Genomic DNA, 21,613 nt, shown 5'->3' with positions numbered 1-21,613 from the left:
GGGACGGGCCAAGAGGCCTTGCCACGCCCATTTCCATACGCTACCGTACGGCTCCATACGTCGCCGTATGGCGGGAACGAAGAACAGACCTCCGGGGGGAGCGCCAACACCATGCTGTCGAACCAGTATCCGACCCTGAACTTCGACCTCGGCGAATCCGCGGACATGCTGCGCGACACCGTGCGCAGCTTCGCCGCCGACGAGATCGCGCCCCGCGCCGCCGAGATCGACCGCACCAACGAGTTCCCGAACGAGCTGTGGCGCAAGTTCGGCGACCTCGGCGTGCTCGGCATCACGGCGGAGGAGGAATACGGCGGCGCCGGCATGGGCTATCTGGAGCATGTCGTGGCGATGGAGGAAATCTCCCGCGCCTCGGCCTCGGTCGGCCTCAGCTACGGCGCGCACTCCAACCTCTGCGTCAACCAGATCCGCAAGAACGGCACGGCGGAGCAGAAGAGCCGCTACCTCCCGAAGCTGATCTCCGGCGAGCACATCGGCGCCCTCGCCATGTCGGAGCCGAACGCCGGGTCCGACGTGGTGTCGATGAAGCTGCGCGCCGAGAAGCAGGGCGACCGCTACGTGCTGAACGGCACGAAGATGTGGATCACCAACGGGCCCGACGCCGACACGCTGGTGGTCTACGCCAAGACCGACGTCAACGCCGGCCCGCGCGGGATCACCGCCTTCCTGATCGAGAAGTCCTTCAAGGGCTTCTCCGTCGCGCAGAAGCTCGACAAGCTGGGCATGCGCGGCTCCAACACCGGCGAACTGGTGTTCGAGGACTGCGAGGTGCCGGAGGAGAACATCCTGGGCGGCGTCGGCCGTGGCGTGAACGTGCTGATGTCCGGCCTCGACTACGAGCGTGCGGTGCTGGCCGGCGGGCCGCTCGGCATCATGCAGGCCTGCATGGACGTGGTTGTTCCCTACCTGCACGACCGCAAGCAGTTCGGCCAGCCGATCGGCGAATTCCAGCTCATGCAGGGCAAGCTTGCCGACATGTACACGATCATGAACGCCGCCAAGGCCTACGTGTACGCCGTCGCCAAGGCCTGCGACCGCGGTGAGACGGCCCGCAAGGACGCCGCCGGGGCGATTCTCTTTGCCGCCGAAAAGGCGACCTGGATGGCGCTGGAGGCCATTCAGACTCTGGGCGGCAATGGCTACATCAACGAGTACCCGACGGGCCGCCTGCTGCGCGACGCCAAGCTCTACGAGATCGGCGCCGGCACCAGCGAGATCCGCCGCATGCTGATCGGGCGCGAGCTGTTCAAGGAAACGGCCTAAGGAAAACGGCGCAAGGCCGGAGGGAAGGGAAAGAGCATGACCGATACCGTTGTGATCGCGGGCGCCGCCCGCACCCCGATGGGCGGCTTCCAGGGCGACTTGCAGGGCCTGACCGCGCCGCAGCTCGGCTCCGCCGCCATCAAGGCCGCGCTGGAGCGCGCCGGGGTCAAGCCGGACGCCGTGGACGAGGTGTTCATGGGCAACGTCCTGCCCGCCGGCCTTGGGCAGGCGCCGGCCCGTCAGGCGTCGCTCGGCGCCGGAATTCCGGAGGCTGCCGGTTGCACGACCATCTCCAAGGTCTGCGGGTCGGGCATGAAGGCGGTGATGCTCGCCACCGACCTCATCAAGGCCGGTTCGGCGGAGATCATGGTGGCCGGCGGCATGGAGAGCATGTCCAACGCCCCCTATCTGCTGGACCGCGCGCGCGGCGGCTACCGCATGGGCCATGGCCGCGTGCTCGACCACATGTTCCTCGACGGGCTGGAGGACGCCTATGACCGCGGGCGCCTGATGGGCACCTTCGCCGAGGAATGCGCCACCCACTACCAGTTCACGCGCGAGGCGCAGGACAACTACGCCATCGAGAGCCTGAACCGCGCCCGCCGCGCCACCGAGGACGGCAGCTTCGTCAAGGAGATCACCGCAGTCACGGTGAAGGGCCGCAAGGGCGACACGGTGGTGGAGAAGGACGAGCAGCCGCTGAAGGCCGACCCGGCCAAGATCCCGACGCTGAAGCCCGCCTTCGCCAAGGACGGCACGGTGACGGCGGCCAACGCCTCCTCCATTTCGGATGGCGCGGCGGCGCTGGTGCTGACCACCCGCTCCAACGCCGAGAAACTCGGCCTGCCGATCCTGGCGGAGATCAAGGCCCACGCCAACCACGCCCAGGCCCCGGCCTGGTTCACCACGGCCCCCGTGGGCGCGATCAACAAGGTGCTGGAGCGCGCCGGCTGGTCGGCCAAGGACGTGGACCTCTACGAGCTGAACGAGGCCTTCGCCGTGGTCGCCATGGCGGCGATGCGCGAACTCGACATCCCGCACGACAAGATCAACGTGCATGGCGGTGCCTGCGCGCTCGGCCATCCGATCGGCGCATCGGGGGCGCGCATCCTCGTCACGCTGCTGGCGGCGCTGGAGAAGAACGGGCTGAAGCGCGGCGTCGCCTCGCTGTGCATCGGCGGCGGCGAGGCCACGGCTGTGGCGGTGGAGTTGGTGTAAGGGCAGGGGAATCATAATCCCCTCTCCCCTCTGGGGAGAGGGTTAGGGTGAGGGGGGTGCGCATGTCGGAGCGTCCGGCAAAAGCGCACCCCCCTCACCCCGGCCCTCTCCCCAGAGGGGAGAGGGAGAACGGGAGGGAAAGCAATGCGGCTGACGGAAGAGCAGCGGATGGTGCGCGACATGGCGCGGGACTTCGCGGCGGAACGGCTGGCGCCCACCGCCGCCGAGCGCGACCGCACCGGCGCCTTCCCCAAGGAGGAGCTGGCCGAGATGGGCCGGCTCGGCCTGATGGGCATGCTGGTGCCGGAGGAGTTCGACGGCGCCGGCACCGACCACATCGCCTACGCGCTCGCCATCGAGGAGATCGCGGCGGGCGACGGCGCCATTTCCACCATCATGAGCGTGCACAACTCCGTCGGCTGCATGCCGATCCTGAAGTTCGGCAGCGCCGAGCAGAAGGAGCGCTTCCTGAAGCCGATGGCCCGCGGCGAACAGCTCGGCTGCTTCTGCCTGACGGAGCCGCAGGCGGGGTCCGACGCCGCCGCCATCAAGACCCGCGCCCGCCGCGACGGCAACCACTGGGTCCTCAACGGCACCAAGCAGTTCATCACGTCGGGCAAGAACGCCGACGTTGCCATCGTCTTCGCGGTCAGCAACCCCGACGCCGGCAAGAAGGGCATCACCGCCTTCATCGTGCCGACCGACACCCCCGGCTTCCAGGTCGCGCGGGTCGAGGAGAAGCTTGGGCAGAGCTGTTCCGACACCTGCCAGATCGTGCTGGAGGACTGCCGCATCCCCGCCGACCTGATGCTGGGCGCGGAGGGCGGCGGCTACCGGGTGGCGCTTGCCAACCTGGAGGGCGGGCGCATCGGCATCGCCTCGCAGTCGGTGGGCATGGCCCGTTCCGCGCTCGACCACGCCACCCGCTACGCCCAGGAGCGGCAGAGCATGGGCGTGCCGATCATCCAGCATCAGGCGGTGGCCTTCCGGCTGGCCGACATGGCGACGAAGGTGGAGGCCGCGCGCCAGCTCGTCCTGCACGCCGCGAGCCTGCGCGACGCCGGCGAGCCCTGCCTGAAGGAGGCGGCGATGGCGAAGCTGTTCGCCTCGGAGATCGCCGAGCGCGTCTGCTCCGACGCCATCCAGATCCACGGCGGCTACGGCTACCTGAACGATTTCCCGGTGGAGCGCATTTATAGAGACGTGCGCGTCTGCCAGATTTACGAGGGCACGAGCGACATCCAGCGGCTGGTCATCAGCCGCGCCCTGATGCAGTAGAACAAGAAGAGACGGGAGGACGACGGCCATGACCGTCCTGAAGAGCGCCCTGAACCCGCGCTCCGCCGAGTTCCAGACGAACGCCGACGCCATGTCCGCCCTGGTCGCCGACCTGCGCGAGAAGGTGGGCGCGATCAAACAGGGTGGCGGTGCCAAGGCCCGCGACAAGCACCTGTCCCGCGGCAAGCTGCTGCCGCGCGAGCGCATCCGCCAGCTCCTGGACGTGGGATCGCCCTTCCTGGAGCTGTCGCAGATGGCCGCCCACAAGGTCTATGACGACGACATCCCGGCGGCGGGCATCATCACCGGCATCGGCAGCGTGGCCGGGCAGGAATGCATGGTGGTCGTCAACGACGCCACGGTGAAGGGCGGTACCTACTTCCCCCTGACGGTCAAAAAGCACCTGCGCGCCCAGGAAGTCGCCCAGCAGAACAATCTGCCCTGCATCTATCTGGTGGATTCGGGCGGCGCCAACCTGCCGAACCAGGACGAGGTGTTCCCCGACCGCGACCATTTCGGCCGCATCTTCTTCAACCAGGCCAACATGTCGGCCCAGGGCATCCCGCAGATCGCGGTGGTGATGGGAAGCTGTACGGCCGGCGGCGCCTACGTCCCGGCGATGTCGGACGAGGCGATCATCGTGCGCAACCAGGGCACCATCTTCCTCGGTGGCCCGCCGCTGGTGAAGGCGGCGACCGGCGAGGTGGTGTCGGCGGAAGACCTCGGCGGGGCGGATGTGCATTCCCGCACCTCCGGCGTGACCGACCATTACGCGATGAACGACGCCCACGCGCTCGCCATGGCGCGCAAGGTCGTGTCGAACCTGAACCGCAGCAAGCGCATCGACATGGATCTGCGCGAGCCGCAGGAGCCGGCCTACGACCCGCGCGAGCTCTACGGCGTCATCCCCAGCGACCCGCGCAAGCCCTTCGACGTGCGCGAGGTCATCGCCCGCGTCGTCGACGGCTCCGTTCTGGACGAGTTCAAGCCGCTCTACGGCACGACTTTGGTCTGCGGCTTCGCCCATATCTTCGGTTACCCGGTCGGCATCATCGCCAACAACGGCATCCTGTTCAGCGAATCCGCCCTGAAGGGCGCGCATTTCGTCGAGCTGTGCTGCCAGCGCGGCATTCCACTGGTCTTCCTGCAGAACATCACCGGCTTCATGGTCGGGCGGAAGTACGAGGCCGGCGGCATCGCCAAGGACGGCGCAAAGCTGGTCACCGCCGTCGCCTGCGCCAAGGTGCCGAAATTCACCGTCATCATCGGCGGCAGCTACGGTGCGGGCAACTACGGGATGTGCGGGCGCGCTTATTCTCCGCGCTTCCTGTGGATGTGGCCGAACTCGCGCATCTCGGTGATGGGCGGGGAGCAGGCGGCGGGTGTGCTCGCCCAGGTGCGGCGCGACGCCATGGAATCCCAGGGCAAGAGCTGGGCGCCGGAGGATGAGGAGGCGTTCAAGGCCCCGATCCGCCAGCAGTACGAAGACCAGGGCCATCCCTACTACGCCTCCGCCCGGCTGTGGGACGACGGCATCATCGACCCGGCGGACACCCGCATGGTGCTCGGCCTCGGCCTGTCGGCGTCGCTGAACGCTCCGGTCGAGAAGACCACCTTCGGCGTGTTCCGGATGTGAGCGGGGGGACGACGAGCATGAGCGACATTATGATCGACATCGCCTCCAACGGGGTGGCGACCGTCACGATGAACCGGGCGGAGGTGCACAACGCCTTCAACGAGCAGGTCATCGCCGATCTGACCGACGCCTTCCTCAGCCTGGGGTCGAACCCGGACGTCCGCGTCATCCTGCTGCGCGGCGCGGGCAAGAGCTTCTCCGCCGGGGCCGATCTCGGCTGGATGAAGAAGATGGCGGGCTACAGCCACGACGAGAACGTCCAGGACGCCATGGGCCTCGCCACCATGCTGCGCACGCTGGATGAATGCCCGAAGCCGACCATCGCCGTGGTGCAGGGGCCGGCCTTCGGCGGCGGGGTGGGGCTGGTCGCCGCCTGCGACATCGCCATATCCGCCGAGACGGCCAGCTTCGCCCTGACCGAGGTGCGGCTGGGCCTGATCCCCGCGGTCATCAGCCCCTATGTGGTGGCCGCGATGGGCGAGCGCGCCTGCCGCCGCTACTTCCTGACGGCGGAACGCTTCTCCGCCGCCGAGGCGATGCGGCTCGGCCTGCTGCACCAGACCGTTCCGGCGGCGGAGCTGGACGCCGCGGTCGAGGCGATGGTCCGCAACCTGCTGCAATGCGGCCCGGCCTCCCAGACCGCGGCGAAGGAGCTGATCCGCGCGGTGGCGCGCCGCCCGCTGGACGACGCGCTGGTCCGCGGCACGGCGGAGCGCATCGCCCGCCAGCGCGCGAGCGACGAGGGGAGGGAGGGCGTCGGCGCCTTCCTGGAGAAACGCGAACCGGCGTGGCGGAGCTGAGTCCCATGGTTGAGACAGGCATGTTCGACAAGATTCTGATCGCGAACCGTGGCGAGATCGCCTGCCGCGTCATCCGCACCGCCCGCCGCATGGGCATCCGCACCGTCGCCGTGTACTCGGAAGCCGACGCCCGCGCCATGCATGTGGAGATGGCCGACGAGGCTGTCTGCATCGGCCCGGCGCCGGTCGGCGAGAGCTACCTGCGCGGCGACGCGATCCTCGAGGTCGCCAAGCGCACCGGCGCCCAGGCCATCCATCCCGGCTATGGCTTCCTGTCGGAGAACGCCGGCTTCGCGGCGGCCTGCGCCGAGGCCGGCGTGGTCTTCATCGGCCCGCCGATTGAGGCCATCCGCGTCATGGGCTCCAAGGCGGAATCCAAGCGCGTGATGTCCCAGGCCGACGTGCCGCTGGTCCCCGGCTTCCACGGCGAGGCCCAGGACCTGGAGACGCTGGCCGCGGAGGCCGAGCGCATCGGCTATCCGGTGCTGGTCAAGGCGTCGGCGGGCGGCGGCGGCAAGGGCATGCGCGTGGTCCGCGCCGTCGGCGAGTTCGCCGACGCGGTGGCCGGCGCCAAGCGCGAGGCCAAGGCCGCCTTTGGCGACGACAGCGTGCTTCTGGAGAAGTATCTGGGCCGCCCGCGCCATGTCGAGATTCAGGTCTTCTGCGACGCCCACGGCAACGGCGTTTATCTGTTCGAGCGCGACTGCTCGATCCAGCGCCGCCACCAGAAGGTGATCGAGGAGGCCCCGGCCCCCGCGCTGCCCGACGACCTGCGCCGCCGCATGGGCGAGGCCGCGGTGGCCGCCGCCAAGGCGGTGAACTACGTCGGCGCCGGCACGGTGGAGTTCCTCTACGAGGACGGCGGCTTCTATTTCATCGAGATGAACACCCGCCTCCAGGTGGAGCATCCGGTGACCGAAAAGATCACCGGCCAGGATCTCGTCGAGTGGCAGCTGCGCGTCGCCGCCGGGGGCACGCTGCCGCTGATGCAGGACCAGCTCACCCGCCGCGGCCACGCCTTCGAGGCGCGCCTCTACGCGGAGGACCCGCAGCGCGAGTTCCTTCCGGCCATCGGCAAGCTGGTCCGCCTGCGCCCGCCCGCCGAGAACGAGCATGTCCGGGTGGACACCGGCGTCCGCGAGGGCGACGAGGTCACCATGTTCTACGACCCGATGATCGCCAAGCTGATCGTCTGGGACGAGGATCGCGACGCCGCACTCCGCCGTCTGCGCGTGGCGCTCGCCGCCTACGAGGTGGTCGGAGTGACCACCAACGTGGCCTTCCTCGGCGCCATCGCCGGGCATCCGGCCTTCCGCGCGGTGGAGATCGACACCGGCTTCATCGAGCGGCACCGCGCCGATCTGCTGCCCCCGCCGGCCCCGGTGCCGGACCGCGGGCTGGCCATCGCCGCGCTCAGCGTGCTTCTCCGCCGCAACGCGGAGGCCCGCAAGGCCCGCCGCGCCGCGTCGGACCCCTGGTCGCCCTGGCTGTCGGCCAGCGGCTGGCGCCTCAACGACGACAACCACCACGACCTGCGCCTGCTCGATGGCGACACGCCGCGCGCCCTGACCCTGCATTTCCGCCCCGACGGCTACGAGATCGAAGTGGAGGGCCGTCCGGCCATCCGGGCGGAGCGGGTGACGCTCGACGGCGAGACGCTGACCGCCACCATCGACGCCGTGCGCACCCGCGCCACGGTGGTCTGCCAAGGGCTGGACCTGACCATCCTGTCGGACGGGGCGGTGTGGCGGCTGCATCTGGACGACCCGACCGCCCGTGCCGCGGAGCAGGAGGGCGGCTCCGGCCGCCTCACCGCGCCGATGCCGGGCACCGTCGTCCGCGTGCTGGTCGAGCCCGGCCAGACGGTGGAGGCGGGCGCGCCGCTGATGCTTCTGGAAGCGATGAAGATGGAGCACACCATAAAGGCCCCCGCCGCCGGCACGGTCAGCGCCGTCAACTTCGCGGCGGGCGATCAGGTGTCCGAAGGCGTGGACCTGCTGGTCCTCGACGTGACGGAGGGATGAGCATGCGCCTGCCGAAAAGCGTCCGCATGGTGGAGGTCGGCCCGCGCGACGGCCTCCAGAACGAGAAGCAGATCGTCCCGACGGCGGTGAAGATCGGTCTGGTCGACCGGCTGGCCGACGCCGGGCTGACCGCCATCGAGGCCGGCAGCTTCGTGTCGCCCAAATGGGTCCCGCAGATGGCCGACACGCCGGACGTCTTCGCCGGCATCCGGCGCAAGGAGGGGGTGCGCTACGTCGCCCTCACCCCGAACGCCAAGGGGCTGGAGGGCGCGCTCGCCGCCCGCGCCGACGAGGTGGCGGTCTTCGCCGCCGCGTCGGAGAGCTTCAGCCAGAAGAACATCAACTGTTCCATCGCCGAAAGCCTGGACCGCTTCGTCCCGGTGCTGGAGCAAGCGAAGGCCCAGGGCGTGCCGGTGCGCGGCTATGTCTCCTGCGTGCTCGGCTGCCCCTACGAGGGGGAGATCGCTCCGGCGGCGGTGGCCGAGGTGGCGGGGCGGCTGCTCGACATGGGCTGCTACGAGGTCTCGCTCGGCGACACCATCGGGACCGGCACGCCGGCCAAGGCCCAGGCGATGATCGCGGCGGTGGCGGAGCGCGTGCCGATGGAGCGCTTGGCGGTGCATTTCCACGACACCTACGGGCAGGCGCTCGCCAACATCCTGGCGACGCTGGAGATGGGCGTGGCGGTGGTGGACAGCTCGGTCGCCGGGCTCGGTGGCTGCCCCTACGCCAAGGGGGCGTCGGGCAACGTGGCGAGCGAGGACGTGCTCTACATGCTGAACGGGCTGGGCGTCGAAACGGGGGTGGATCTGGACCGGCTGGTGGCGGCTGGCGCTTATATCAGCGATGCCATCGGCCGCCCAACCGCCTCGAAGGTCGCCCGCGCGCGGGGATGTGCGTAAAACACGGGGAAAGAGGGAAGGGAAGGGCGCCATGAGCTTCACGAACCTGCTGGTGCATGTGGACGACAGCGACCGCTGCGGGGAGCGGCTGACCGTCGCCCTGACCCTGGCGCAGAAGCATGGTGCCACGCTGACCGGCCTGTTCGCGCAAAGCGACAGCTCCGGCGCCGGCATCGTCACGCGCAAGGCCGGCCCGGCGCTGACCCAGGCGGCGCAGCGGGCGCGGGAGCTGTTCGAGGAAAAGGCCCGCGAGGCCGGGGTGACGACGCGCTGGTGGCAGCTCAGCCACGGCGAGTACGGCCATGTGATCGCCGAGACGGTGATCTGCTCGCGCTACGTCGACCTCGCCGTCTTCGGCCAGCACGATCCGGAGGACAGCCGCGTCCCGGCGGACCTGCTCGAAGAGGTGGTGCTGAACGCCGGGCGCCCGATCCTGGTCGTGCCGCACAGCGGCAGCTACCCGCAGCTCGCCGACCGCCCGGTGATCGCCTGGAACGGCAGCCGCGAGGCTGCCCGCGCCGTCAACGACGCGCTGCCGCTGCTGAAGCAGGCCAGTTCCGTGCTCCTGCTCGCCTTCCACACCCAGCCGCGGGCGGAGGGGGGCGGCAACGTCCCGCAGGTCGATATCCTTGAGCATCTGGCGAGCCATGGCGTGACGGCCACGCAGGAGCGCATGACCATCGCCAGCATGACCCCCATGGACGCCGTGCTGTCGCGCGCCTCGGACCATGGCGCCGATCTTCTGGTGATGGGTGGTTTCGGCGGCTATGGCGGCTCGCTGTTCCCGCTGTTCGGGCGGGGCAGCAACACCCGCCAGATCCTGCGCCAGATGACCCTTCCCGTTCTGTTGTCGCACTGACCGACGTTGTTCGCACGAAACAAGGAAAGAAGAAGAAATGGCTGACGAGATGGCTCGCGACCCGCGCGAGGTGATGGAGTACGACGTCCTTGTCGTCGGAGCCGGCCCGTCGGGCCTGAGCGCGGCCATCCGCCTGAAACAGCTCGCCAACGAGGCGGGGCAGGAGCTGTCGGTCTGCGTCGTCGAGAAGGGCTCGGAGGTCGGCGCCCACCTGCTCTCCGGCGCGGTGTTCGAGCCGCACGCGCTCGACGAGCTGATCCCCGACTGGAAGGACAAGGGCGCGCCCCTGACCACCCCGGCGCGCGAGGACCGCTTCCTCTTCCTCACCGAGACCAAGGCGCTGAAGTCGCCCTTCGCCCCGCCGCAGATGCACAATCACGGCAACTACATCATCTCCCTCGGCAACCTCGCCCGCTGGATGGCCGGGCAGGCCGAGGAGCTGGGTGTCGAGATCTACCCCGGCTTCGCCGCGGCGGAGGTGCTCTACGACGACAGCGGCGCGGTCAAGGGTGTGGCCACCGGCGACATGGGCATCGGCAAGGACGGCGAGAAGACCGCCAATTACACGCCGGGCATGGAGCTGCACGCCCGGCAGACCATCTTCGCCGAGGGCTGCCGCGGCTCGCTGACCAAGACGCTGTTCGAGCGCTTCGACCTGCGCCGCGACGCCGACCCGCAGACCTACGGCATCGGCATCAAGGAGCTGTGGGAGGTCGAACCCGCCAAGTCGCAGCCCGGCCTGATCGTCCACACCATCGGCTGGCCGATGGACCCCAAGACCTACGGCGGCTCCTGGCTCTACCACATGGAGGGCAACCTGGTGTCGGTCGGCTTCGTGGTCGGGCTCGACTACGAAAACCCGCACCTGTCGCCCTTCGAGGAGTTCCAGCGCTACAAGACCCACCCGGCGATCCGTCCGACCTTCGAGGGCGGGCGGCGCATCGCCTATGGCGCGCGGGCGCTCAGCGAGGGCGGCTTCCAGTCGATCCCCAAGCTGACCTTTCCCGGCGGTCTGATCGTCGGCGACGCGGCGGGCTTCCTCAACGTGCCCAAGATCAAGGGCAACCACACCGCGATGAAGTCGGGCATGCTGGCGGCTGAGGCGGTGCACGAGCTTCTGTCGGCCCAGACCAATAGCGAGGCGCCGGCGCGCGAGGCGGTGGCCTATCCGGAGAAGCTGAAGGCGTCCTGGGTGTGGTCGGAGCTTCACGCGGTGCGCAACATCCGTCCGGGCTTCCAGAAGGGGCTGTGGGCGGGTCTGGCCAACGCGGCCTACGAGACGGCGACCAAGGGCAAGTCGCCGTGGACGCTGCACCACCGGCACGGCGATCACGAGACGCTGAAGAAGGCGTCGGAGATGCCGAAGATCGCCTATCCCAAGCCGGACGGGGTGGTGTCGTTCGACCGGCTGTCCTCGGTGTATCTGTCGAACACCAACCACGAGGAGGACCAGCCGGCGCACCTGACGCTGAAGGACGCGTCGGTGCCGATCGCGGTCAATCTGGCGCTCTACGACGCTCCGGAGACGCGCTACTGCCCGGCGGGGGTGTACGAGATCGTGCGGGCGGAGGACGGCCGCGATCCGCGGCTGCAGATCAACGCGCAGAACTGCGTGCACTGCAAGACCTGCGACATCAAGGACCCCACCCAGAACATCAACTGGGTCGTCCCGGAGGGCGGTGGGGGACCGAACTATCCGGGCGGGATGTGACGCTTCAACCCTCTCCCCTCCGGGGAGAGGGGACTTCGATAACGACAGCAGGGGGGAAACACGATGCAGATCAACGGTCAGGCCGCCATCGTCACCGGTGGCGCCTCCGGCATGGGGGCGGAAACCGCGCGCCATCTGGCGAAGCTGGGCGCAAAGGTCACTGTCCTCGACATGAACGAGGCGGCGGTCAAGCAGGTCGCCGAGGAGATCGGCGGCCTGGGCCTGCTCTGCGACGTGTCGAGCGCGGAGTCGGCGGAGAAGGCCGTGGCCGAGGCCCGGGCTGCCCATGGCCCGGCTCGCATCGCGGTCAACTGCGCGGGCGTCGCCCCGGCCAAGCGCATCGTCGGGCGCGACGGCCCGATGGCGCTGGACGATTTCCGCAAGGTGATCGAGGTCAACCTGATCGGCACCTTCAACATGTTGCGCCTCGCCGCCGCGGACATGGGCACGCTCGACCCGCTGGAATCGGGGGAGCGCGGGGTGATCGTCAACACCGCCTCCGTCGCCGCCTATGAGGGCCAGATCGGGCAGGCCGCCTACGCCTCGTCGAAGGGCGGCATCGTCGCCCTGACCATCTGCGCCGCCCGCGATCTGGCGCGCAGCGGCGTGCGTGTCATGACCATCGCGCCGGGTCTGATCGGCACGCCGATGCTGCTGAACATGCCGCAGGAGGTGCAGGACAGCCTCGCCGCCACGGTGCCCTTCCCGAAGCGCTTCGGCCAGCCGTCCGAATACGCCCGCCTCGTGCAGCACATTCTGGAGAACGAGATGTTGAACGGCGAGGTGATCCGGCTGGACGGCGCCATCCGCATGGCGCCGCAGTAACGGGATTCGGCGGATCGGTGTCATGGTTCTTCTCCGCGCTGCGAAACAGCGCGGAGAAGGGGAGGGCGTCGAACGACGATCGTCCTCCGCCTCAATCGTCCCAGATCGGCAGGCTACCGAGTTGCGCGTTGGTCAGTGCGGTCGTCAGGGCCCGCCCGTCGTCGCGCAACTGGTCCAGCCCGACAATCACCTCCTTGTCGCCGATCCCCACGCCGTGCTCCACGTCCACCACCACGGCGACCGGCTGACCGGAGGCGTCCATCAGCACCTCCTCCACCTCGCCGATCTTCGTGCCGTCCGGCCCCATGACGTCCATGTCGTCCAGTTGCCCGACCGTCCGCTTGAGCGACGGCACCATGACGTTGTCGTCCTTGACCTCCCGATAGGCGTTGGCCGGGTTGGTGATGGCGGCGCTCTGCTGGGCGAGCGAAGGACCGGCGGCCATCATGACAAGGGTGACCGCCGTTGCGGAAAGGAGCTTTCTCATCGCATTGCTCTCCTGCTGCTGACCGTGCAACAACATGGAGCCGCCGGCACGGTTCCATCCGATGCGCCGGTGCGCACCGTCCGATTGTGCGGGAACCGCTCATGCTCCGATTTGCCACGACCGTGCTGCTGGCGACCTTGTCCGGCTTCGGCATTCAGACCGCGCAGGCGGAATCCGTGACAGCCGAGGCCATGAAGGAAGCCCGCAGGATGGAACAGTTCGATGTGCGCGCCGACCGGACGGGACTGGATTACCGGATCTTTCTCGTCCGCCCCGCGCAACCGCCGCCACCCGGCGGATATCCGGTCATCTACCTGCTGGACGGCAACGCGACCGTGCCGATGATGGAGACGGTCATCGGTCCGAGCCCGCCGGATCCCTACAGTTCCGCGGTGATCGTTGGAATCGGCTATCCGACCGATGGGCCGTTTGACATCCTGCGCCGCTACCGCGATCTGACCCCGCCAACCCCGCCGGAGTTCATTCCTCCGTCGCGGGATGGCGCCTCCGTCATCGAAACCGGCGGGCGCGACGATTTTCTTGCCTTCATCGAGACGCAGGTGATCCCGGCCGTTGAGGCACGCCTGCCCGCCGACCGGCAGCGCCGGACCTTGTTCGGCCACTCGCTGGGCGGGCTGTTCTCCCTCTACGTCTTCTACACCAGAGGAGATCTGTTCCAGACCTACATCGCCGCCGATCCGGCGGTCTGGTGGAGCGGGCAAGCCATCCTGGGCGAGCAGGCGGCGTTTCTGGAGCGTTCGAAGACGACGGGCGTGCCGCCCGGCACGGCTCTTCTGATCGAAACGTCCGGCAAGCTGGTGGAGCGCCCCTTGCCCCAGGCGGACGCCGAGCGGTTGAAGCGATTGCGCTCCGGACAGACGGGGAGGGAGGTCGTCGCCACCCTGGCGACGGTTCCGGGTTTGCGCCTCGCCTTCCATGATTTCGTCGAGGAAAGCCACGGTTCCATGCTGCCGCTCGCCGTGGCCGATGCCCTGCGCTTCTCCTTCGGTCGAAACCCGGATTGATTCAGGCATCAACGCGGGCTCGCGGACAGCGGGGGACCTTTCGGATCGCCCGGCGCTCCCCACATGTGAAGCGACGTCCGCACAAGGTGGACGGCCAGATGAGGGAGCGGATTCCTTGACCGTGCAGTCGATCTTCATGCCCGAGGCCATTTATCGGTACATGCTCGACGCTTCCCTGCGCGAAACGCCCATCCAGGCGTCGCTGCGCGCCGAGACGGCCACAATGACCGAGGCCCATTACCAGATCGCGCCCGAGGAAGGCCAACTCCTGGCTTTCCTGGTCGAGATGATCGGCGCGCGCCGCACCCTGGACATCGGAACCTTCACCGGCTACAGCGCGCTGACGGTGGCGCTGACGCTGCCGGAGGATGGCCGGGTGGTCAGCCTCGACATCAACGAGCAATGGACCGCCCAGGCTCGCGCGGCGTGGAGCAGGGCCGAGGTCGCGGGCAAGATCGACCTGCGCATCGGGCCGGCGCTCGACAGCCTCGACAAGCTCGTCGCGGACGGTGCGGGCGATTCGTTCGATTTCGCCTTCATCGACGCCGACAAGGAGAATTACGACGCATATTACGAACGGTGCCTGCGTCTGGTGAGGCGCGGTGGCCTGATCGTGGTGGACAACACCCTGTGGCGCGGACGAGTCGCCGATCCCAGTGACCGCAAGCACAAGACCGAAGCTATCCGTGCCTTCAATACGGCCCGTCTGGAGGACGAGAGGGTGGCCCTGTGCATGTTGCCCGTGGGCGATGGCGTGACCCTGCTGCGGCGGCGCTGACCGTCGAGACCGCCCCCTTCGGGCTGGAAAGCAGACGCACCGAGCCGTGCGCCAGCCTGTTTCGCTGCGGTTTGGCGCCACTTGCAGTCAAAAGTTCCATAAGGAACATTATGGAAAATAAGCTGAGGAAATCCGTGACAACGTACCTTTGACGACGATCCTTATGGAGACGTGATAAATTTTGCTCTATCTCATTAGAGGTATCGCCCACACCTGATCTCACCGCGGCGATGTTGATGGTCGATCGCACATGATGTCAGGTTCGGGCCTTTCCACCCTTCACATTTTCGCCTCCGCAACGAAGCGGCGGCGACAGCCCCTCGGGTTTCTCTCCGCAGCCCTGCTGACGGCGATCGCCCACGTCCCGTTGACTGGCCCGGTCCACGCCGCGGACCAGCCGCACCTTGCCACCGTCACCACACTGCGCAAGGATGCGGACAGCCAGCCGGCCAAGATGCTCCAGTTCGGCGTCTACCGGACGGAAGCTGACGCCTGGGTCGCCTGGAAGGCCGTCGTCCGGCGCCAGCCCGACATGGTCGCCGACCTGGTCCCCCGAGTCGCCCCGCAACGGCCCGACGTTCCCGACTCCGGCTTCGTTCTGCGGGCCGCCCCCCTGCCCGACCTCGACCCCAACTTCGTCTGCCGCCGGATCGTCGGCGGCGGCGGCAGTTGCCTCGTGGTTGACGCCGCCGAGCGGCCGGCCGCAGCCCCAACCGCCGCACCGGAGGACAACGACCACAACGGCGTCGTCACCTACAGCCCGGATCAGAGCCGGGAAATGCAGGAGATCGAGCGGCAGGCGTCGCGCCTGTCGCGGATCGCCGCCATCGTGCCCGGCAACGAGGCACGGGTTGACATCGGGGCGTTGAAGGCCAGCCGCTGGAACCTCTGCTCCCTGACCTTCGACGACGGGCCACATCCGTCGGTGACTCCGCGGATCCTCGACATCCTGCGCAGCGAGGGCGTGCGGGCGACCTTCTTCCCGATCGGCAACGTCGCGGTCCGCCACCCGCGGATCATCCAACGCATCGTTCAGGAGGGGCATGAGGTCGGCAACCACAGCCTGACCCACCCCAACATGCGCACCCTGAACACCGAGGCGCAACGCGCGCAGATCGCGGAAACGAATCGCATCCTGTCCCAGTCCGGCGCCGACCCGGTGCTGTTCCGCCCGCCCGCCGGACGCTGGAACAACGACACGTTGAACGCCGTCGAACAGGAAAAGATGAGCCCGGCGCTGTGGAACGTCGACACGCGCGACTGGTTCACCCGCGATGCCGGCAAGATCATGGCTCAGCTCGAAGCGACCGGCACCATCGGCAGCGTTGTCCTGATGCACACCACCTACAACGCGACGGCGGAAGCCCTTCCCCGGGCCATCGGCCTGCTGCGCACGCGCGGTTGCCGCTTCGTCACCCTGTCGGAATGGATCACCAGCCTGAACAGCCTCGCCACGCCGCGCATCGCGCAGCGCTGAGGAGGGAAAGCAGAATCGGTGCCGGACGGCCCCGCCGCCTCTTTCCCGGCTGTCGGGAAAGAGGCGGTTCGGAACGGACGCGTGGTCAGGCGACGTTCTTGGCGCGGCCGCGGCGGGCCGGCTTCGCCGGAGCGGCGGCCTTCTTGCCGAGACCGATCGACTTGGCGAAGGCGGACCGCTGCTCCGCGTAATTCGGGGCGGTCATCGGATAGTCCGCGGGCAGGCCCCATTTGCGGCGGTATTCGTCCGGAGTCATTCCATAAGCCGTGCGCAGATAGCGCTTCAGCATCTTCAGCTTCTTACCGTCCTCAAGGCAGACGATGTAGTCCGGCATCACCGACTTCTTCACCGGCACGGCAGGGCGCAGTTCCACCGCCTCCGGCTCCACCGGACGACCCGTGCCCGACAGACTTTGGTGGACGATCCGGATGAGGTTCGGAAGATCATTCACCGCGATCTGGTTCGAGCGGACATAAGACGCAACGATCTTACCCGTCATGGCGACCAGATCGCTGGCCGAATTCTCAGAACCGTCGGTGTCGCTGCTTTGCATGTCAGTTTCCTTCGAGAACGAATGATCCAGAACGGAGGATGGGCAAAGTGATGCGCAAAGCGCAAGCCTGTGCATCAGGTTTAACATGCAAATGTGTAATGTGTTTCACGCAGGACACGCGGCCGGACGGTCCAGTCGAATGGAAATAGTAGGCTCCGGCGGCGAAATCCCTGCCCGTTCAGGCGGCGGAACGCGCGCTCCTAATCAGGTCGGCGTACCAGCGGGCCGAGGCTTTCGGCGTGCGTTTCTGCGATTCGAAGTCGACGTGGACGATGCCGAAACGGTTGCCGTACCCGCTTCCCCACTCGAAATTATCCAGAAGCGACCAGACGAAGTAACCGCGCACATCCGCTCCGCCGCGAATCGCCTCGTGCATTGAGGCGTTATAGAGTCGCAGGTAGTTGATTCGGTGCTGGTCGTCGATGACACCCGATTCATCCGGCGAATCGCTGCCGCCGCAACCGTTTTCCGTAATGACGATGGGCATGCGGTAACGGCGGGTGATGTCCAGCAGCTCGTCGCGGAAGGCGTCGGGGAAAACCGCCCATCCGACACCATAGGTCGGCGAATTGGGGGGCGCGTCGCCCCAGCCGTAACCCCAGGTGGTGCCGGGGGTCGCGCGGGCGAAGATCGGGCCGTAGTGGTTCAGGCCGAACCAGTCCATGGGCCGGCAAATTCGCGCCATGTCGCCCGCCTTCACGTAAGGCTCGATGGCGCGGGCGACGCGCGGCGGGTAGTGGCCGAGGAGCTGCGGATCGCAGAAGGTCAGGTTCCAGTGCTCGTCCAGCAGGGCGGCGGCCTCCGCGTTCTCGGGCCGGCCGCCTTCCGGCAGCACGCGTTGGCGGTTGTGCACCGCCCCGATGGACGCGCCGGGGACCAAGTCACGGATCACGTCCACCCCGGCCCCATGGGCAAGGTTGACATGGTGGATGGCCCGCAGATGCTGGTCGCGGTCGGTGATGCCGGGGGCCGCCCAGGGAATGGCGTAGCCGAACAGGGTGAAGACGGAGAACTCGTTGAAGGTGATCCAACGCTTCACCCGGTCGCCGTAGCGCCGCGCCAACAGCGCCGTGTAATCGGCGTACCAGCCGGCGCTGTCCCGGCTCGCCCAGCCGCCGCGGTCCTGCAGGGCCTGCGGCAGGTCCCAGTGATAGACGCACAGCCAGGGCTCGATCCCCACCCCCAGCACCGCGTCGATCAGGCGGTCGTAGAAGTCCAGACCCGGTTGGTTGACCGCCCCCCGCCCGCGCGGCAGCACCCTGGGCCACGCCACGGAGAATCGGTAGGCATCCACCCCCAGCCCGCTCATCAGCGCGACGTCCTCGGCGTAGCGGTGATAATGGTCGCAGGCGACGTCGCCGGTGTCGCCGTTCACCACACCGCCCGCCGTGCGGCAGCGCGTGTCCCAGATGCTCGGACCGCGCCCGTCCGCCGCCGCGGCACCCTCGATCTGATAGGCGGAGGTGGAGACCCCCCAGACAAAATCCTTCGGCAGCTCCGCCATCGCCGTCTCCGTCCACAACCAGGGTCCATACCCATACTACCTTTGGCGGAATGGTCAAGAAACAGGCATAATGACGGGCGAATGGTTCGACGGAGCGATCTCCCTTGGAACATAAGGCTGTGGAACGGCGAGCGATGCCCCTCTTCCCCTCCCGTTTTCCCGATGGCTTCCTGTGGGGGACCTCCACATCGGCGTTCCAGGTCGAGGGGGCGGCGGCCGAGGATGGACGGGCGCCCAGCATCTGGGACCACTTTTGCCGCCTGAAAGGCCGGGTGGACAACGGCGACACCGGCGACGTCGCCTGCGACCACTACCACCGCTACGCCGAGGACGTCGCGCTGATGCGGGACATCGGGGTCGGCGCCTACCGATTCTCGATCTCCTGGCCGCGCGTGCTGCCGCGCGGGCGCGGGGCGGTGAACGAGGCCGGGCTGGACTTCTACGACCGCCTGATCGACCGCTTGCTGGAGGCTGGCATCGAGCCCTGGGCCTGCCTCTACCATTGGGACCTGCCACAGGCCCTGCAGGAGCGCGGCGGCTGGGCGAACCGGGACAGCGCCGGCTGGTACGCGGACTACGCCGTCCTCTGCGCCCGCCGCTTCGGCGACCGGGTGACGCGCTGGGCGACCTTCAACGAGTTCTCGGTCTTCACCCTGTTCGGCTACGCGCTCGGCTGGGGCGCGCCCAGCGTGTCCGACCGCGGTGAGCATCTGAAGGTCATCCACCACACCAACCTCGCCCACGGGGCCGGGGTGGACGTGCTGCGCGCCCTGGTCCCCGGCGCGTCCATAGGGGCGGTGCACAGTTTCCAGCCCTGCCGCCCCGCCGACCCGGCGCCCGAACACGTCGAGGCGGCGGCCCTGTTCGACGAGCTGTGGAACCTGTGCTTCCCCGACGCGCAGATTCTGGGGCGCTACCCGCCGCGCATCGCCCGCGCCATCGAGCCCTACGTCCGGGCCGGCGACATGGCGCGGATCTGCCGGCCGGTGGATTGGTTCGGCATGAACCATTACGCCCCCCTCTTCGCCCAGGCTGAACCCGGCGCCGTGTGGGGCTGCGGCTTCGGCGCCCCGCCGGAGGGCATGCCGCGCACCGACATCGGCTGGCCGCTCCAGCCCGGCGCCTTTCACGAAGCGTTGCTGCAGGCCACCGCCCGCTACCGCCTGCCGGTCTATGTGACGGAGAACGGCTACGGCACCAAGGCGCCGGAGGCCCCGGACGCGCAGGGGATCGTGATGGACCGGGAGCGGCTGGACTATCTGCAGGCCTGCATCGGCGAGATGGCCCGGGCGCTGAAGGACGGGGCCGACGTGCGCGGCTACTTCGTGTGGTCGCTGCTCGACAACTTCGAATGGGGCGGCGGCTACGGCACGCGGTTCGGCATCGTCCATGTGGACTTCGCGACGCAGAAACGCACGTTGAAGGAGTCCGGCAAGTGGTATTCGGCGCTGATCGGTGGCGCGTTGGGCGGTCAAACCGCCGCCACGCCGGAGACGGGCAGGTTCGCCGGCCGCTCCTGAATCTCCTCGCCCGTATAGACCGGACAATTCCGGCACACGCCGGGCAAAGCCGCCTCGTCGCCGGCCATCATGGCAAGCCTCACCGCCCGGTAGCGCTCACCGTTCCAGATGTCCGCCAGGGAGCCCTGCCTCAGGTTGCCCATGACCTCGATGCCGGAGATGTCGTAACAGCAGAGCGTCACATCGCCGTTGGGACGGATCACCGATTCCGTGAAAGGCGCACCGCAGAATCCGCGGCGCCGTCCCGGATTGACGTCGACCGTCAGCGCCTCTTCCTCTTCCGTCTGTGTCCAGCCCGGCCATTTGTAGGCGTAGTTCGTGGCGATCGGCAGGCCGGGAAAATCCTCGATCAGAAAGGCCGGAGTCGCAGCGGTCGGCGGGTCCCCCGGGCGGCGCAGAATGTTGTTGGAGATGATCAACTGCACGCCGGCGGGTTCCAGGTAACGGCGCATCAGGGTCAGGTTCCGGCGCACCGTCGGATAGTGGGAGCCCCGGCGGATGGCGTCATTCTCCTCCGGCGAGCGACCGTCAATCGACACATAGATCTTTTCCACCCCGCAATCCGCCAGGGCGCGGCATCGCTCTTCGGTCGCCAGCATGGCGTTGGTGACGAAATGGATCTGATTGATCGACGTCTCGTCCCTCAGGCGCCGGATCATCGCTTCCAGGTGGGGATTCATCAGCGGCTCCCCTCCCAGATACATGACGCAACTGACCAGCGCCTCTGTTCCCTTGAGATCCCGCAGTATGTGCTCGAACAGGTCCGCCTTCAGCAAACGGCGTTCGGTGCTGTGGTAGGCCACGCCGGTGGTGCAGTGACGGCAACGCAGGTTGCATGCGCTGGAGGACTCAATGCGGACCCTCATCGGCAGCATGGCCGTTCCGGCGCTTCCCTGCCCGCTCCAGCCATTGAGGGCGACGGCGGCGGCTCGCCGGTAGTCATCGACATCGATGCAGCGGAGCACCAGCCGGTGCAGAGCCATTTTGGCTCCCAGCCTCACGGTCGCGTCCGCGGAGTTGACCAGGGTGTGCAGGAGGGTGGTGGCCTCCTCGATGCGGCCGAGCTCGGACAAGGCGAGGCCATGTTCGTAGACGAGGAACTCCTGGCGGGGGTCCAGCCGGAGGGCGCGGCCATGGGTCCGTTCGGCAGCGACGGTGTCCCCCTGCCCCGCCTCGGCACGGCCGAGCGCCGTCAGCATGGCAGGGCGATGGGGTTCGAGAGCGACCGCGGCCCGCGCCTGGAGCGCGGCCCCCGAGGCATCTCCGATGCGGTTGAGCACCCCCGCCAGATTGAGACGGCTGTTTGCCCCAAGCGGCTGCTGAACGACCGCCATCCGATAGGCCACCGCGGCCTCCAGCGACCGCTCCGCCTGGACCAGGGCGTTGCCGTGGTTGAAGTGGCACTCGGGAAAGACCGGCCGCAGCACCGTCGCGCGGCGATAGGAGTCGAGCGCCTTCTCAAGATCGCCCGCTTGCCGCAACGCACCGCCGAGAACGTGCAGCGCCTCCGCCGAGCCGGGATTGGCTGCGACCGCGCAACACAGGCGCGCGCAAGCCGCCTTGGCGGCCCCCGACTGCAAAGCGACCAGCCCCCACAGCCGCAGCGTGTCCGCATGGTCCGGCACCGCGTGCAGCACGGCGCGGTAAGCCGTATCCGCTTCCGGCAGGCGTCCCTGCTGATGCAGCGCCACCGCCTGCCGGAAACTCACGGAAAAATCCTGCATGACTCCAG

18 protein-coding genes are annotated in these 21,613 nt (G+C 68.2%); 14 read left to right on the top strand and 4 right to left on the bottom strand.

What is annotated here, in order from left to right; all coding sequences use genetic code 11:
• Positions 1-111 precede the first annotated feature (111 nt).
• The 10 genes from ACWPN5_RS25935 to ACWPN5_RS25890 all read left to right on the top strand — a co-directional run bounded on the left by ACWPN5_RS25935 (position 112) and on the right by ACWPN5_RS25890 (position 12,537).
• On the top strand, positions 112-1,284 hold the full coding sequence (locus tag ACWPN5_RS25935) for an isovaleryl-CoA dehydrogenase (protein ID WP_035679329.1): 1,173 nt from the start codon (positions 112-114) through the stop codon (positions 1,282-1,284).
• A 36-nt stretch (positions 1,285-1,320) separates the two neighbouring features.
• On the top strand, positions 1,321-2,502 hold the full coding sequence (locus tag ACWPN5_RS25930) for an acetyl-CoA C-acyltransferase (protein WP_035679327.1): 1,182 nt from the start codon (positions 1,321-1,323) through the stop codon (positions 2,500-2,502).
• Positions 2,503-2,646: 144 nt separating this feature from the next.
• The gene (locus tag ACWPN5_RS25925; protein ID WP_492298235.1) at positions 2,647-3,780 is read left to right on the top strand and encodes an acyl-CoA dehydrogenase; all 1,134 of its coding nucleotides are present in this window, start codon (positions 2,647-2,649) and stop codon (positions 3,778-3,780) included.
• A 28-nt stretch (positions 3,781-3,808) separates the two neighbouring features.
• A complete protein-coding gene (locus ACWPN5_RS25920) occupies positions 3,809-5,416 on the top strand; it encodes a carboxyl transferase domain-containing protein (protein ID WP_492298234.1) in 1,608 nt (535 codons plus the stop codon).
• 17 nt (positions 5,417-5,433) lie between these two features.
• Complete coding sequence (locus tag ACWPN5_RS25915) at positions 5,434-6,216, top strand: enoyl-CoA hydratase/isomerase family protein (RefSeq protein WP_492298232.1); 783 nt, start codon at positions 5,434-5,436, stop codon at positions 6,214-6,216.
• Positions 6,217-6,236: 20 nt separating this feature from the next.
• On the top strand, positions 6,237-8,240 hold the full coding sequence (locus tag ACWPN5_RS25910; protein ID WP_492298230.1) for an acetyl/propionyl/methylcrotonyl-CoA carboxylase subunit alpha: 2,004 nt from the start codon (positions 6,237-6,239) through the stop codon (positions 8,238-8,240).
• A 2-nt stretch (positions 8,241-8,242) separates the two neighbouring features.
• A complete protein-coding gene (locus ACWPN5_RS25905) occupies positions 8,243-9,142 on the top strand; it encodes a hydroxymethylglutaryl-CoA lyase (RefSeq protein ID WP_492298228.1) in 900 nt (299 codons plus the stop codon).
• A 31-nt stretch (positions 9,143-9,173) separates the two neighbouring features.
• Complete coding sequence (locus ACWPN5_RS25900; protein WP_200477222.1) at positions 9,174-10,001, top strand: universal stress protein; 828 nt, start codon at positions 9,174-9,176, stop codon at positions 9,999-10,001.
• 49 nt (positions 10,002-10,050) lie between these two features.
• Entirely contained in the window at positions 10,051-11,712 is a 1,662-nt protein-coding gene (locus ACWPN5_RS25895; RefSeq protein WP_145688471.1) for an electron transfer flavoprotein-ubiquinone oxidoreductase, read from the top strand.
• Between the two features lie 63 nt (positions 11,713-11,775).
• A complete protein-coding gene (locus ACWPN5_RS25890; protein WP_014242576.1) occupies positions 11,776-12,537 on the top strand; it encodes an SDR family NAD(P)-dependent oxidoreductase in 762 nt (253 codons plus the stop codon).
• 91 nt (positions 12,538-12,628) lie between these two features.
• Here ACWPN5_RS25890 and ACWPN5_RS25885 read toward each other — a convergent pair whose 3' ends face one another.
• Complete coding sequence (locus tag ACWPN5_RS25885; RefSeq protein WP_492298225.1) at positions 12,629-13,024, bottom strand: PRC-barrel domain-containing protein; 396 nt, start codon at positions 13,022-13,024, stop codon at positions 12,629-12,631.
• A gap of 122 nt (positions 13,025-13,146) precedes the next feature.
• On the opposite strand from ACWPN5_RS25885, the gene ACWPN5_RS25880 reads away from it, so the two are divergent.
• The 3 genes from ACWPN5_RS25880 to ACWPN5_RS25870 all read left to right on the top strand — a co-directional run bounded on the left by ACWPN5_RS25880 (position 13,147) and on the right by ACWPN5_RS25870 (position 16,304).
• A complete protein-coding gene (locus ACWPN5_RS25880; RefSeq protein WP_247888394.1) occupies positions 13,147-14,049 on the top strand; it encodes an alpha/beta hydrolase in 903 nt (300 codons plus the stop codon).
• Between the two features lie 121 nt (positions 14,050-14,170).
• On the top strand, positions 14,171-14,827 hold the full coding sequence (locus ACWPN5_RS25875; RefSeq protein ID WP_492298716.1) for a class I SAM-dependent methyltransferase: 657 nt from the start codon (positions 14,171-14,173) through the stop codon (positions 14,825-14,827).
• Between the two features lie 367 nt (positions 14,828-15,194).
• Positions 15,195-16,304 (top strand): polysaccharide deacetylase family protein, encoded by a 1,110-nt coding sequence (locus ACWPN5_RS25870; RefSeq protein ID WP_247889048.1) that lies wholly within the window; start codon positions 15,195-15,197, stop codon positions 16,302-16,304.
• Positions 16,305-16,389: 85 nt separating this feature from the next.
• Here ACWPN5_RS25870 and ACWPN5_RS25865 read toward each other — a convergent pair whose 3' ends face one another.
• Both ACWPN5_RS25865 and ACWPN5_RS25860 read right to left on the bottom strand, forming a co-directional pair.
• The gene (locus ACWPN5_RS25865; RefSeq protein ID WP_145673347.1) at positions 16,390-16,857 is read right to left on the bottom strand and encodes a Ros/MucR family transcriptional regulator; all 468 of its coding nucleotides are present in this window, start codon (positions 16,855-16,857) and stop codon (positions 16,390-16,392) included.
• A 178-nt stretch (positions 16,858-17,035) separates the two neighbouring features.
• Positions 17,036-18,361, bottom strand: a complete 1,326-nt coding sequence (locus tag ACWPN5_RS25860; RefSeq protein ID WP_492298224.1) for a GH1 family beta-glucosidase — start codon at positions 18,359-18,361, stop codon at positions 17,036-17,038.
• Between the two features lie 134 nt (positions 18,362-18,495).
• Here ACWPN5_RS25860 and ACWPN5_RS25855 point away from each other — a divergent pair, with 134 nt between their 5' ends.
• Positions 18,496-19,881 carry a GH1 family beta-glucosidase gene (locus tag ACWPN5_RS25855; protein WP_492298222.1) on the top strand — a complete coding sequence of 462 codons (1,386 nt, stop codon included), beginning with the start codon at positions 18,496-18,498 and terminating at the stop codon, positions 19,879-19,881.
• Here the strand turns inward: ACWPN5_RS25855 and ACWPN5_RS25850 are convergent.
• A complete protein-coding gene (locus ACWPN5_RS25850) occupies positions 19,833-21,605 on the bottom strand; it encodes a radical SAM protein (protein ID WP_492298220.1) in 1,773 nt (590 codons plus the stop codon). The genes ACWPN5_RS25855 and ACWPN5_RS25850 overlap by 49 nt on opposite strands.
• Between the last annotated feature and the right edge of the window lie 8 nt (positions 21,606-21,613).

The sequence above is a fragment of the Azospirillum sp. UENF 211521 genome, from assembly GCF_058780535.1.
Note: the sequence above shows the minus strand (reverse complement) of the source record. Positions and strands in the feature narration are given on the sequence as shown.